Origin of the sequence: Halorientalis marina, from assembly GCF_023028345.1 — an archaeon.
GTDB classification, from domain to species: Archaea; Halobacteriota; Halobacteria; order Halobacteriales; family Haloarculaceae; genus Halorientalis; species Halorientalis marina.
In genome coordinates this window covers 243,873-257,130 of sequence record NZ_CP095490.1, presented here as the reverse complement: position 1 = coordinate 257,130, position 13,258 = coordinate 243,873, and the positions used below count along the sequence as shown (strand labels likewise).

Below are 13,258 nucleotides of genomic sequence, written 5' to 3'. Positions count from 1 at the left end.
CTCCAGGGCGAGAAAAACAGAACAGACGACTACGTCACCGATGTGGCGTCAGGCCATCGCCTCTTGGAACCGCTCACGAAGCGCGTCCTCCCCCTCTTCGAACTGGTCGACCTTCTCCTGCAGATCGTCGCTGACGCGCTCGATGTTTGAGAGCCCCCGTTCTCGCCCGCTGGTGATGCTTGTAACCTATCGGCGCCTTCTGCCTCCGGATGTTACTATAGAATCTGGGACAATAGACTCGATCGGATGTTCTTGCCTTTCGGAAAACGAACTTAGGTCGGATTTGGAATTTGACTCTTCGAGAGCTTTTCGATTACATCTCGTCCAGACAGTAGCTGTACCTCTACACCTTTTGTTTCCATAGCAGCCCGCCTTGCGTCCTGAGTAAATCCAGACGATGTTGCGACCACGCAGACATCTGCGCCTTCTTGTACTGTCGCACCGATTGCGTTTCGGACCTCTGGACCAGACACGTTCCCGGCCCCGTTAGGATCGTAGCGTTTGGCCTGAATAGCGATTGTTCGCCTGCCGTTGCGTGCAATAGCGTCAATTCCTCTATCTCCCGATTGCTGTGTGACCTGGACGTCGTATCCATTCTTTTGATAAAGCTGTCCCAGAACCTCTTCAAACTGCGTTGGCGTTAATGAAAGCAGATCCGATGGCTGCCACGTCGAGTCAAGCTGGGCCATTACTTCATCCCTGATTGATTTGATGCGAGTGTAGTCGTTAGTGGCGCGGGCTTGGTCAACCCGATTCTGGACATCAGTCGGGTCGATAGAACTGTGAGACAAGTCCGTAGTTGCGAACATCTGTGCCACTTCCTGCTCGGCGACCCATGCCTCTGCCTTCACCATCGCCTTCTCGATGGCATCTAGATCGCCCTCCCGAACCGCATTACAGGCGTCCTCGATCGTTGTATCCTGTGCTTGGCCAGCTGATAAGGGATGAGACGACCCACTGTTGCTTCGTAGTGGTTCGGTCTTAGCTGCGAAATCTTCAACCGCCTTTGCTTGCTCGCAGAATTGATCGAGAGTTCCTTCAGTCAAGATGGTATCAAGACGTTCCCAGATCGCTGTTGGCTCAACCACTTGGCTATCGACACGAACAGCCAGCTTACTTTTCGCCGAGTCTGCCGGACTACTACTGGGCTGACTCCACTGTTCGACGGTTGCTCGGGCGTCCTCGAATCGATTTATCTCTGCAGCAGCCTGTTCAAGCTGGTCATCTTCCGAGGACGGAAAGTCAGCAAGGGTTTGGTCAAGCAGCTTGGCCCCATCGTAGCTTTGGCCACGAATTCTAACTTCAAAGCCAATATCAATCCCCGTAAGCACGTCATTTAGATCGCTCGCGGTTGCGGGATCGTTGTCACTCCACGTCTGGGCTGCGAGTGACCGAACCTTTGTCCTTGCAACCGGTAACTCCTCGAAAGGAAGTCTTGAGAGCGTCTGGTCCAGTACTGCGAACTGTTCCAGCCTCTGACTCCAATCCTGAAGATTCTCACGCGGAGCTGCTTGAATAGCCTGTTCAACTGGTGATCCCGCGCTGGCTGTAGTCTCTGTGTCGAACTTGTCGTCGAGTCTCTGTGCTTTGGAAAGGAGATCCTGGCGCCATTGTCGATCAGCGTAGCGTTGCACCGGTTCGGCGAGACGGTTACGAACCGACTGGTTGAACGTCGGTAGTGTTGCACCTAGGAGAACTATTGCAGCGAGCAGTCCCCATGCCCGTGGCCGTTCCCAGAACGGTCGATATACTGTGTAGGTTCGAAGTATCTCAAAACGATTGGTTCCAGCGTTTGACGCCGCGTAATAGTATAATGTCGCCTCCGTAGGTCCGACCCCTTTCGGTGCGATTGACGCTGGCAAGTGTAGTACTCGTTCGAACGTCGCGTATTCGCCCTGCTCGTATGTGGAAGTGTTCGCAAAGAGGACTGTCCCCTCTCTGGCCGCCCGTTCGGGTCGCCATGATGTCGGTGCGGCGATAACGGCGACTTCAAGCGGTGCTCTTGGCGGGCTCTCTGTGTTGGCATATGGATTCCCCCACCCGGTCTGCATCCGTATCCGGACACTTCCGTTTGTAGCGACGCCAGTTGTCGGAGTCGTGATTTGGATATCGAAAGTCCCGTACTCGGTTTCTCCTCCTGTAGTCGTATATTCAAGCGGTACTGACGTTGAGCGCGTTACAGGATCAACTTGGTCAAACGTCCCCGTAACGGGGACTGAATAGACGAGCAGACATAGTCCGAGGACGACGAGGATAGCCCGTGTCGCTTTGAAAGGAAAACCGGGTAGGTATTCGGAACGGTCCGTGGGGATATCCATATCTGATTATTATCTGATTACCAGAGCAGTCTGGTAATTCTGGCGGTAATAACTGTGCTTGGGTCACGAATCACTCCTCCCGGTCGTTGTATCGCTCCAGTTCGCGCCCGATTTTCTCGAGCGCCTCGACACCACGTTCGAGGAGCTGGTGGGTGGCTCGCGCCAGTCGAAGTGTCTCCATCAGTGCTCCCCCTCCGGGGGTTCGATGAGGTCGTTGCTCTCTTCGGCGAGTTCTCGGATTACCCGTTCCACGTCAGCCTCCTCGATAACCGTTCGATGTGCGAGCGGGGCAGGATATGTACGGTCGCCCTGGCTACAGAGAACGACAAGCCATTCGTCGCTTCCATCCCCGAGCACGATGTAGTGGTCGCGATCAGCGCGCTGGAAGACCCGCCGGTCCGGGCGAGAGACGGTTCGCCAGTTCTCGGGGAGCGTCGGCGACGGCCGTCCGCCATCGGCGAGGGCGACGACGTCGTCGGTAAGGGTCGCCATCGCGGCGTCGATTTCCTCGCCGGTGAGGTGCCAGCACGCCGCGGCCCCGTTGCACTCCAGCTGTGAGATCACCTGATTCCGGAACGCGATGTAGTGCTCACGGGCGACCTGCTCATCGTCGTAATAGTCGAGCAGGAGTGCGCACGCGAGCTGGGCAGGCCCGCTACCACTGTATCCCCACTCGAACCCGCTCGGACTGTGGTTGACGAGGTCCAGACTGCGCTCGAGGGAGAGTCGCCGATGTTCCGAGAGGTTCAGCACGACGGCTTGGCCGTCGACGCGGAAGCCTACGTACTCGACTGCGTCTCGGTGAGACTGTGCGGGCGATGCTACTGGAACCGATTCCGAACTGGCCATAGGTACATTCCCGTTCATCGTTGCTCGCGGGTGGTTCGGTGACCCCCGCACCCCCTCTGGGGGTTCAACAAACAGGACGGCGTAGCGTTCGGCAACGTATTTGGCAATTGCACGTACTGTCCACATAATTGAGGATGGCTGTACTGGACGAGCTCTCGGGGTTCGAGTTTGAGGACGTGATGGAGGACGTGTTCCGCAACCTCGGCTACGAGAACGTCCGCCAGGCCGACCGAACCGCTGACGAGGGCCGCGACGTCCTCATGGAGGAGGTCGTCGACGGCACGCGGCGTGCGATCATCGTCGAGTGTAAGCACACGGGGACGGTCGGGCGGCCGGTCGTCCAGAAACTCCACTCGGCGATCGCGACGTTCGACTTCGACGGCCCCAAACGCGGAATGGTCGTCACGACCGGCCGGTTTACGAACCCGGCTCAGGAGTACGCCGACCGCCTCCAGCAAAACGACGACCCACACCCAATCGAGTTACTCGACGGCGAGGACCTCCGGGAGATCGCCGACGAGATCGGCCTCGACCTCTACAACGGGCGCATCGAGATTCTCTGCGACGAGACGCTCCGCCCGTACGCCCCGGCCGCCGACGTCGACGCGGCCGTCGCGGAGGCGTTCCGCGACATCGAAAACATCGAAGCCGCCGATCTTCCAGAACCGCATTCGTCGGTGTCGTTCCGCCCGGTGGTCGCGGTCACCGCGGACACGAACGCCATCTTCGAGACGTCGGTGGGTGTCATCCATCGGATCAACGACCGGACGCGATTCGTCGCCCACGCCGAACGCGGGCAGCCGCAGGTCGTCGACGAGGACGTCGGGACGCTGGTCACCGAGAATCTCCACGCGACGGTCGATCTCGACGCCGAGCAGTTCGGAGAGGTGTTCGACGACGTCGAGGAGCGGCGGTTCGGACAGACCCAAACGGAGTACAAGGAGTGGGCCGTGGACCGCCTCCAGCACCACCACACGACGACGGTGACCTACACCGGTGACAACAACGTCACGTACAACAAGACCTGCGAGCCGAACCGCTCGGACATCTCCGTCCAGTCGATTGAGCCGGTGTACCTCCCCGTGGTTCGGCACACCACCGACATCCAAGCGTACACCTATCCATACGAGTACTACGCGGCAGGCCCGTCACGAGTGACCGCCGAGGACGGCATCAATCGGTGCGTCCACTGCGAGACGAGCGGCCTCGACGAGACGTACACGTACTGTTCCAACTGTGGGGCCATCGCCTGCCCCAGCCACACCAAAACGGAGCGGCTGGAAGGCGAGCCGGTCTGTACGGGCTGTGCAGTCACCGAGCGGTTCGCGCTGAAGACGAAGTACTTCTACGACGACCAGAACCTCGAGGCGTTCCGCGAGGAGTACGCCGACATGCCGCTCCACGAGAAGGCGATGGAGAACAAGATACTGGCCGGGGGAAGCGTGGTCGCGACGCTGCTGCTCGTCATCGGCCTCTTCGTCATACTCGGGGTGATCTAGATGTCGTCGGTAGCCGTCAAAACTCCGCGAGACTCCGGTTCTGTGCAGGTGTCGTCGCTCTCCCAATCTGGATGAGTTCGAACTGCGCCAGATTGACATCGACGGCTTCGCCGATCTGGTTCCGAAGCCCGTTATCCAGCGATGCGACCTCGATTGCCGTTAGTGGCCGCTGAGTCAACGCGTAGCTGCTCGCCAACCCCGTTGGTCTGATAGCGAGCACGGAATTGGATGGTGCGTCTCCGAGCGCACACTCCGCATCTCGGTGGGTGTAAACTCTCGCCCGCAACTCTTCCACCGGCAGCAACGCAACTGCGTCCCCGTAGTCGAGATATCCGCCTGCATCGAAAAAATGCCCTATACTCATCAATTTATACTTGGTGATTACCTCTACTTATTTCTTGTGCTGGCCGAAGGATTATTCGCCGCGAAGCCGAGGGCTGGGATAATGGGACGAGACCTCTACGTCTGTACCGCGGGTGATCTCGCAACGCGGTCAATTGCGTCACAATCACCTGATGCCACGGTCGCTGCGACCACTGACTGGCTTGAGTTGGAGGGATATGATGTCGCACCCGTAATCGACGGAGAGACAGTTGTCGGATATGTCAAACTCGACCACCTGCAGGAAGCAGCGGCCGACGATCAAATTGCAGCCCACACGAGCCCAGTAACACTCGAGGAGATCATCAGTACCGACGCCACGTTCGATGAGGTACTTTCGGCACTCTACGAGGCCCCGTTTTATTTTCTGGGCGGGCGGAATCGGCTGACGGGCATCCTGACGCGTGCCGACCTGAACATGTCGCCGGCGATGATCCACCTCTTCGATCGCATCACATTACTCGAAGAGCGATTCCGTGAGCTCGTTCTTGACGAGGCCCCCGACTGGAAGGATCGTGTACCCCTCGATCCGGATATTGTGGAAGATATCGAAGAGAGACACGCTGACGCCCGCCGATCAAACATCGAACTCAATGAAATCCATTACGCCCAGTTCTCAACGCTTGCGACAATCATCAGCAGTATCGAGGCCTGCTGGGATGCCTGTGACTTTTCGAGTGATCACCGAGCGTCGAGCCAGCTTGACGATTTGACCAAGTTGCGAAACTCCGTTGCTCATTCCCAACTGATCGTTCAGCACACTGGCGAGGGGTTGGGAAAGGGCAGAACGATCGGGTCCGTAGAGCAGACCTACACGACACTCACGGACTGTCTGGATGCTGTTTCAACGTAACTACGGACAACCACAAAAACACTCTCGAAGAACTACCTACCTACCTTCGAGACTTCTACAATTCTAGGGCTACCGATTAGAACATTTCCTACACGGGTTCAGCGAGCAGATCGTCGAGAGCGACCGTCAGCGCCCCTTCGAACTGCCAAGTCGCCCGCTCGAAGGCTTCGTCGGTCGGGCCGTCCCAGCGGGGGAACGCTGAATGGCCGCTCACCTTGACTGTCCACTCGGCCGGCTCGTCGAATGCGTTCGTCGTCGGGAGTTCCACGACGTAGAGGAACTCCTCGTCGCCGTGGATGCCGTCAGCTGGATTCTCGACGCCGTGGCCCAGCAGGAACAGTGGTTGATCGAGGTGCTCCATGTTGGACGTCTCGAGAAGGTCTGCTGGCTGCGCTTCGTCGATCGTTCGCTCCGGGTCGCCGTCCAGATAGAGCTCGACCGTCGAGAGCTTATCGAGGAACACGAACGTCGCTGCTGTGTAGGCTGGGCCGCGTTCGGCGCGCGTCGCATCGAGAAGGTCCTTCAGTTGCACGAGATCCCGAAGGACACTCGCCGGATACCCGTCTGAATGGCGGTACACCTGTGCGATCCGTTCAGCGTCGCTATCGCTTTCACCAGGCTGTTCGACTCGTTGGACGAATCGGAGTTGACTTCGAGTCGACATCGATCACCGCCGGCGCGTGTGCGCCGGCACCCATCACCGGCGCAACAACAAACTCGCCGCTGCGACTGACAGCTGCTACGCTAGATGTGACACCTCGTCTGGTTCCTCGACATCGTCGAACTCGCCCCGCTCGACCGGTTCCCAGTCGTCCCCCGGTGCTGGACTCCACCAGTCGACCTTGTAGGCACCTGGTGCGCCGAGTATCTTCACCCGTGCCGAGCCGTCAGGGAGGTCGCCTCGTAGCTTCTCGTCGACGTGAAGGTTCCACGTCGAGTCCGTGTCGAAGCAGGCGAGGACGGCTTCCTCGTAGCCACGCGTTTCTCGGGACTCTTGGAGGACGACCTGCGTGTTACAGTTCTTGCAGAAAACGCCCTCGAAGGGAATGTGACTGAACACCTCGTGCCCGCAGACGGGACACCAGAGGAACTCGAACAGTGCCTCACTGTGTCGGTTGAGTACTTCAAGGCTCATTGTTGGACCGGCCCGATCGAACCGGGCCACCCGTTCCTGCCCGGACGAAAAACAACGCGACGGAGGTTCGCTCAGTCACCGCTCGGCCCCGTAGACGATGCGTGATGGTGCTTCGTACCCGCAGTCCGGACAGTCGAACCAGCGCTGAACCTTCGCCCCCTCTGCTGACTTCTCACCGACGAGGACATCGTCGTTCGGGCACTCGGGACAACTCAGCTCGGGCGTAGGGCGCTTCCGGAGTTCGTCCCGGAATGATTTCGCGTCTTTCGTCTCGTACCCTCGCGACCACACCGGGTAGCCGTCGACGAGGATCGCTCCTCGCCACTTGTACCGGTAGGAGTCGGGGGCCCGGTGCAGGACAGCCCGTGCGCCGGTCTCGGTGTTTCGATACGCGAGCGTCGGTGTGCGACTTTCTCGTGCCCAGTTAGTGATCCGTGGCATCGTCGGTTAGAAGTGAACGTCCGCGGGGACGATCCAGAGCGTTTGACTGTCCTCCTCTTCCTCGAGGACACGATCCAGCTGGCCGCGATGCCGAATCCCCTGTGCGTGCTGATCGTACATCGGGATGGACGGCCCCTCGTAGGCGCCGACCTGGTGGAACGCGTGCCGAGCGAGGTCCTCGTCGCGCATGATCGCCTCGTCGCTGAGCTCGTCGAGGGCCTCCTTCACGCGGTCGAGATTCCGCTGAAACTCTTCCTTGGTGGCCTTCCAGGCCCGGTCGAGGAGTTCACCGCCCTCCTCTGAGTTGATGGGGGCTGCCGTCGGCAGGTCACCCCAGCGGGCCTTCCCGGCGACCATCGTATCGTCTTCGTCGAAGGTGCAGTAGTAATCAAACACGGCGCATCCGTGGGGATTCGCGCCGACGAGACGGTCGAAGACCGCTTTCCCTTCAATCAGGGCGTCGTGCTGAGTCGGTGCTTCGACTAAGGCGTAGATGACCATATGCATCTTCGTTCACCTCGGAGCGCCGACTCACCGGGCTCTGGTCCGCTCTGTCTGCTCGGTGCGCCGGCACCCATCGCCGGCGCTCGAAAAATCTGGTTCGTGAGATCGCGTTCAGGAGTCGGCCGCACGCTCGACGGTGATCGTCAAGTCGCCGGCCTCGTAGTCCGCCTCGAAATCAACGCTGAACGCATCGCATTCGTAGGCGGCATGGTAGGCACGGTGCAGTTCGAGCGACCCGGTAGCCTTGAAGTGGAAGAACGCTGCCGCCGTGTAGGGCTTGCTCTGGGTTTCGATTTGCGTCTCGACGGAGGCCGGGAGCGCGATTTGGGGCGTGTCCGTGTCGATGCTCGCTGCGAACGCCGTCGCCTCCTCGACGGTCGCCTGTGAGTGTGCGGGTGTCTCGCCGGTCAGTACGTTCACCGGTGTCTCCGTCTCTTCGTTGAACAGGACATCTTCGAAGGTGCGTGTCCCGAGGACTGCGTCGGGACCCAACTCGCAATCGAGGAATGGATCGGCGTCTGGTTTCTCGGGCATCAGATCACGAGCCCACGGTGGGGCTCAGTCCTTTCTGCCCCAGACAAACCACCATCTGCGTCGACACAGATCGGCCTATGAGCGGCTGATCGTGGCGCCGGTAGACGGTGCTTCACCGCCCGGAATTCGCAACTCCTGACGCTCTCCGACCCACTCACCGAGCTTCTGCTTGAGATACTGACGAGCCGTCGACTGGGTGAACACACCCTTGTCGAGCATATCGCCGGTGACGTCTTTCAGGGCTTGGAACTGGCCCTGCAGGTGGCCGTCGCCGACCGGCTCGCCGTCGTACCAGCGCACCGTCGCGAGCGCACCGTTCCCGACCGTCTCTCCCTGTTCGACTGTCTCCGAGTCGTACTGGAGCCCGAACCACAGCGTCCGATAGGCGGTCACCTCGAACGTCGTCGACACCACGAAGAACGCCTCGTGGTGGAGGTAGTCGAGATGGTCAGCGACGATCTCGTCGAGGGTGAGCCCGGTGGCGCGGGGCTTCGGCTCGACAATGGTCGACGGTCGATCCTCGCCGGCGAGGTAGCCGTCGACCGCATCTGCCTCGAGGCCATCGGCCAGCTCTGCGAGGAGCTGTTTCGCCCATTTGGAGTCGGTGTCGTCGCCACCGAACGGCGACTCAGCCGAGATTCGGTGCTTGAGCTTCAGGTTCGCTGCACCCCAGTGGCTGTAGTGGAGCGTGTACTGTCCGTCTGTGCGTTCGTACGCAACGAGTGCGCGGTGTCCCATCGAGCAATCACCTCACGGGGCGACCACGACTGGATCGCCCCGCACCCCTCCCGGGGGACGAACAACTCTACTCGTCGATCGGGTCGAGGGAACTGAGGTCCGCGTGGAGGACTTCGCCGTCGCGAACGACGTACCGCTTGGCCAGGACTGGGAAGCGGCACTTGGTGAACCCCGCCGTCTGGATCTCGAACTCTTCGTCGGCTTCGAGGTGGTTGGCGAGTTCTCGCAGGAATTCGTGGGTCACGATGCCGCCCTCGTAGTCTGGGAGGCCGTTCTCCCGCGCCTCGTACACCTCAAAGTCGTCGTACCCCCAGATGGTGAGCTCTCCGTCTTCGGTCACCTCCCAGTCGAGCGTCCCGAAGCAGTAGCTCTCACAGAGCTCGCGGACTGCCTGCGGATCCGATACGATCGCGCCAGTCGACGTCGTCGCAGCTTGCAGTGTCGCCATGTCTGGAGTTCACGGGGTCGCCCCCGCACCCCTGTCGGGGGCGATAAACCGACGCGAGAGTTGCCTCCCTGGTCGTGGCCGGGGACTCCAGTCAGGAATCTGCGTGGGCGTCCGCCCCGGCTCCGTCGCTCGGCCGCGTGAGAAGGCTCACCTCTTCCAGGAGGTCTCTCGCGGTCTCGACTCGCTCTCGATCCGCGTCGTCCAATCGGTCGACGTCGAGTCGGTTGAGATTGCTGAGTATACGATGCATCCGGTATCCTTGTTTGAACTCTTGCTCCATCGAAAGCGCCTCACCGCTCGCCGGCGCGGAAAGACGCCCCATCGAGATTGGCGTCGGGCTTGGAGGAGCTCGCGGCCTTAACCAACGAACCTCGACGGTACTCGCAGTCTGTTGGTTAATCGAAGCCGAGCACTGGGGCTACTCGAGATTGGGGCCGTAGCGAGCCGAGCCACACACCCCGCACTCCCAGATCGGTTGTCCCGTCCACGCTTCATCCGGGATCGACTCGTGGGTGTTGAACCGATGGTCGGTCGCCCGTCCACAGGTTTGACACTCGAGTTCCTGCGTCGTCGGTACCGACGACACCTGGCGATCAGCCACAGCCTGGCCAGTAGATTCGGTCAGCGCCATCGCTGGAACCAGCCACACCGCGTCGTCGGCGTCGTCGAGGACCGCATCGAGACGCGACGCGTCGCGGATGCCGTCCCCTCGCTGGTCGTAGAGCCGCGTCGGGGCCTGCTCCTGACGCTCCGACGCTCCCTGCCCGTGCCACTCAGTCCGGTCACGGGCGGCACTGAGAAGCCGCTCTCCCTCCTTTGAGGCCACCTGTACCGCGTCGGGGAGTGAGGGCCATTGCTCGACCAGCTGGCGCGCCGGTGCTTCGTCGAGATCGTAGATGAGGGTGTAGTTGTCGACGGCCGGCTCCGCCTCGTTGGCGGAGAGGAGGTTCGCCGCTGCGCCGCCCTTCGCGACGGCGCCGTAGAACGTGGTCGACTCGACGATCAGGTGGACGATACCGAGGAACGTCGTCGACGCTGTCTCGTTCGTGCTTGTGGCGTCACTCCCGAGATGGTTGGTGAGACAGAACCGGCATTTCGTCTGGCCGATCGGGACTGACGCCCCACAGGACCGACACTCGCCGTCGGCGGCCGTCGGCGCATCAGGGTAGCCACCAGCGCTCGTCGCGACGCGTTGCCGCCGGGGGGCACCCTCACACCCGTCGTCCAGCCTCGTGTCCGGAATGTGGGACGCCTCGCCAGTCGGCCGCAGTTCCTCGAAGTCAGAATATCGGTTGTGCATCGGTTGGCTCATAGCTTCTGTCGGTATCGCATTTCAACGTCCGGAGGCCTTCGCTCGCAATATCCTCTCGATTATACGAGAGAGTACAAACATATATGGGAGTACAACGCGAACACTGTTGCAAGAGGTGCCAAGCATGTCCGAATCCCCGCGAGATGGCGTCCAGACGTGGGCTGAGTCGATGAGTGCCCGCGACCGTATTCGGGCGGTCGCCGAGACGCTTCGCGAACCGCGGTCGGTTAACTGGATCAGCGAGCAGGCCGACGCCGCCTGGAGTACGACCAACGAGGAACTCCAGGATCTCGTCGACCAAGGCCAGCTGCGTCGCGTCGAGGCCGGCGAGACCACGCGCTATCAGCCGGACTACACGCGCCTGCTCTTCGAGGAAATCCGGACGCTCATTGAGGAGAACACGCGCGAGGAGCTACGCAACGAACTGGCGGCGATTACCGAGGAGATCGAGGAGTGGCAGGCGACCTACGACGTCGAGACGTGGGAGGAGCTCGAACAGTCGCTCGCCGACCGTGATCTCGCAAGTGCCGAGCTCCGCGAGCGCCGTGACGTCATCGCGTTCTGGCGCGAGAACGAGGAGGATCGCCGCCTCATCAAGCACGCACTGGAACTCTACTCCGACGTCGAAGCCGCCCGTGAGCAGATGACCGACGTGGCTGACCGCGCCACGAGCTAATCCTTTCTCTCACAGAATGATCTTTCTTGCCGGTCGCGACCGCTATACACAGCGGACCCTTCTCCGCGACGTTCACGACCGATTGACGAACCAGCCAGGGTGTGAAGAGGTCCGCTATCGCCCGTCTCGACGCCGACCCCGGTACGTCATCGCGGATGTCGATCCGACGACGTTCTTGGGTGACTCCCACGACGCGGCGACCGCCCGACTGGAGATTCGCTTCTGGTACCCCGCCGGCGTCGACCACGAATACTACCGCATCAACTGGGTCGAACCGGAGCGGAATCTGATGCTCGGCTTCCATCAAGACGCCGACCATCCGGACCTTGGGCCCTGTCACATCCAACTCAATCACGAAGACACGCCTGTCGACCGGCATAGCGCGACGTTTCTTGATGCGCACCCACTCGCCGTCCTCGATGACCGACTACAGCAGTTCCCGGCGGCGGTAGAGGCAATTCGCTGGGAGAATGGGGCGCCTTCGCTCCCTACTTGGCCGGTCTAGACAGAGAGCTCATTGAGCGTCTCGTGATGCGTCCGAACCGTGGTTGGCGTGACGTCCCCGGACTCGGCAACGTCACATTGCGTCAGCCATCGCCCCTCCTCATGACCGGCCTTGTAGAGGCAGGCCGCTGCGAACCCGGCCGGATGGACGCCCGTCGTGACGCCGCGCTCCTCGGCCTGCTCTGCGAGGGTTCGGGCCCGCTGTCGGATCTCGTCCGGACACTCGAGATCAGAAGCGAGGCGCGGCACGAACATGCTGGGGGAGACGGGCTCGGCGGGAAGGCCCAGCTCTTCGTTGAGCGTTTTGTACGCGTTCGTGACTCGTGACTCCGCCACGCGAGCCATCTCGCTGACGTCATCCACCAACCGCGAGCGGCCGTTGCACCGGCAGGCCCCGTAGATGCTGGCCGCGGCGATGGCCTCGATGGATCTGCCACGAAGCAGATCCTCGTTCTGAGCGCTCCGGAAGAGCTGACACGCCTGGTCACGGACCGAATCGGAGAGTTCCAGGGCACTCGCCAACCGACGCACTTCGCCCAGTCCGTGGGCGAGATTCCGTTCTGCTTTCGACCGCCAGCGACCACGTGTCTGCTCACGGCGCATCCGCGCGAGTCGCCGTCGCTTCTGCCCAGAGATCTCGTTCCCCTTCGCGTCGGTGCCGCGACCGATCTCCGTCGACAGGCCGCGATCATGGCGGGCCGCAGTGAGTGGAGCACCCGTTCGCTCGCGCTCCCTGTCGTCGTACGCCCGCCACTCTGGCCCGTGATCGATGCGCTGTTCGTCGATGACCAGGCCACAGTCCTCGCAGACCGTTTCGACCGCGTTCGTGGTGACCCGTCCGTCGCACTCGGGACAGTGGTTCGCGCTCGACTCCGTTCGGATGTCTTCGTCGAAGCCAGTTTCGTAGATGTCTCTCGTTGCCATTGTTCTCTCCAGTTTAGTGGGAATTCGCCGTTACGGCGATCCCCTCACCCATTGAGGGGACAATAGACTCTATGCCGAAGCGTATGGTTGAGACGATAGGGACACATCCAGTAGGTCGATTTTATAATCGAGTGAGCATAAT

Annotated in this window: 17 protein-coding genes; 4 read left to right on the top strand and 13 right to left on the bottom strand. The window is 60.9% G+C overall.

The genetic code is table 11. The features are described from left to right. Positions 1–272: 272 nt before the first annotated feature. Together MUG96_RS22695 and MUG96_RS22690 are read right to left on the bottom strand one after the other, a co-directional pair. Positions 273–1,634 (bottom strand): restriction endonuclease, encoded by a 1,362-nt coding sequence (locus MUG96_RS22695; protein ID WP_246989573.1) that lies wholly within the window; start codon positions 1,632–1,634, stop codon positions 273–275. A gap of 864 nt (positions 1,635–2,498) precedes the next feature. Next, a complete protein-coding gene (locus MUG96_RS22690; protein WP_373222137.1) occupies positions 2,499–3,185 on the bottom strand; it encodes a DUF6166 domain-containing protein in 687 nt (228 codons plus the stop codon). Positions 3,186–3,301: 116 nt separating this feature from the next. On the opposite strand from MUG96_RS22690, the gene MUG96_RS22685 reads away from it, so the two are divergent. Continuing rightward, positions 3,302–4,666: a restriction endonuclease gene (locus tag MUG96_RS22685; RefSeq protein ID WP_246989571.1), complete on the top strand. Its 1,365-nt coding sequence runs from the start codon at positions 3,302–3,304 to the stop codon at positions 4,664–4,666. A gap of 16 nt (positions 4,667–4,682) precedes the next feature. On the opposite strand, the gene MUG96_RS22680 is transcribed toward MUG96_RS22685, so the two are convergent. Beyond that, a complete protein-coding gene (locus tag MUG96_RS22680; protein ID WP_246989570.1) occupies positions 4,683–5,030 on the bottom strand; it encodes a DUF8165 family protein in 348 nt (115 codons plus the stop codon). Positions 5,031–5,111: 81 nt separating this feature from the next. Between MUG96_RS22680 and MUG96_RS22675 the strand changes: the two genes are divergently transcribed. Continuing rightward, entirely contained in the window at positions 5,112–5,900 is a 789-nt protein-coding gene (locus MUG96_RS22675; protein WP_246989569.1) for a CBS domain-containing protein, read from the top strand. A gap of 88 nt (positions 5,901–5,988) precedes the next feature. Here MUG96_RS22675 and MUG96_RS22670 read toward each other — a convergent pair whose 3' ends face one another. The 9 genes from MUG96_RS22670 to MUG96_RS22630 all read right to left on the bottom strand — a co-directional run bounded on the left by MUG96_RS22670 (position 5,989) and on the right by MUG96_RS22630 (position 11,000). Then, positions 5,989–6,564, bottom strand: a complete 576-nt coding sequence (locus tag MUG96_RS22670; RefSeq protein ID WP_246989568.1) for a hypothetical protein — start codon at positions 6,562–6,564, stop codon at positions 5,989–5,991. A gap of 75 nt (positions 6,565–6,639) precedes the next feature. Further along, the gene (locus MUG96_RS22665; RefSeq protein WP_246989567.1) at positions 6,640–7,035 is read right to left on the bottom strand and encodes a DUF7567 family protein; all 396 of its coding nucleotides are present in this window, start codon (positions 7,033–7,035) and stop codon (positions 6,640–6,642) included. Between the two features lie 75 nt (positions 7,036–7,110). Next, the gene (locus MUG96_RS22660; protein WP_246989566.1) at positions 7,111–7,476 is read right to left on the bottom strand and encodes a DUF7568 family protein; all 366 of its coding nucleotides are present in this window, start codon (positions 7,474–7,476) and stop codon (positions 7,111–7,113) included. Between the two features lie 6 nt (positions 7,477–7,482). Further along, positions 7,483–7,983 carry a DUF7995 family protein gene (locus MUG96_RS22655; RefSeq protein WP_246989565.1) on the bottom strand — a complete coding sequence of 167 codons (501 nt, stop codon included), beginning with the start codon at positions 7,981–7,983 and terminating at the stop codon, positions 7,483–7,485. Positions 7,984–8,091: 108 nt separating this feature from the next. Further along, the gene (locus MUG96_RS22650; RefSeq protein ID WP_246989564.1) at positions 8,092–8,514 is read right to left on the bottom strand and encodes a DUF8025 family protein; all 423 of its coding nucleotides are present in this window, start codon (positions 8,512–8,514) and stop codon (positions 8,092–8,094) included. A 75-nt stretch (positions 8,515–8,589) separates the two neighbouring features. After that, on the bottom strand, positions 8,590–9,252 hold the full coding sequence (locus MUG96_RS22645) for a DUF6735 family protein (protein ID WP_246989563.1): 663 nt from the start codon (positions 9,250–9,252) through the stop codon (positions 8,590–8,592). Between the two features lie 67 nt (positions 9,253–9,319). Next, on the bottom strand, positions 9,320–9,700 hold the full coding sequence (locus tag MUG96_RS22640) for a hypothetical protein (protein WP_246989562.1): 381 nt from the start codon (positions 9,698–9,700) through the stop codon (positions 9,320–9,322). A gap of 91 nt (positions 9,701–9,791) precedes the next feature. Further along, positions 9,792–9,980, bottom strand: a complete 189-nt coding sequence (locus MUG96_RS22635) for a DUF8012 family protein (RefSeq protein WP_006183366.1) — start codon at positions 9,978–9,980, stop codon at positions 9,792–9,794. 138 nt (positions 9,981–10,118) lie between these two features. Then, the gene (locus MUG96_RS22630; RefSeq protein ID WP_246989865.1) at positions 10,119–11,000 is read right to left on the bottom strand and encodes a biosurfactant protein 1; all 882 of its coding nucleotides are present in this window, start codon (positions 10,998–11,000) and stop codon (positions 10,119–10,121) included. A gap of 136 nt (positions 11,001–11,136) precedes the next feature. Here MUG96_RS22630 and MUG96_RS22625 point away from each other — a divergent pair, with 136 nt between their 5' ends. Both MUG96_RS22625 and MUG96_RS22620 read left to right on the top strand, forming a co-directional pair. Further along, complete coding sequence (locus tag MUG96_RS22625; protein ID WP_089767348.1) at positions 11,137–11,688, top strand: DUF7342 family protein; 552 nt, start codon at positions 11,137–11,139, stop codon at positions 11,686–11,688. A gap of 16 nt (positions 11,689–11,704) precedes the next feature. Further along, the gene (locus MUG96_RS22620; RefSeq protein WP_089767347.1) at positions 11,705–12,193 is read left to right on the top strand and encodes a hypothetical protein; all 489 of its coding nucleotides are present in this window, start codon (positions 11,705–11,707) and stop codon (positions 12,191–12,193) included. Here MUG96_RS22620 and MUG96_RS22615 read toward each other — a convergent pair. Next, entirely contained in the window at positions 12,190–13,116 is a 927-nt protein-coding gene (locus tag MUG96_RS22615; protein ID WP_089767346.1) for a transcription initiation factor IIB, read from the bottom strand. The two genes, MUG96_RS22620 and MUG96_RS22615, sit on opposite strands and share 4 nt — an antisense overlap. Positions 13,117–13,258 lie beyond the last annotated feature (142 nt).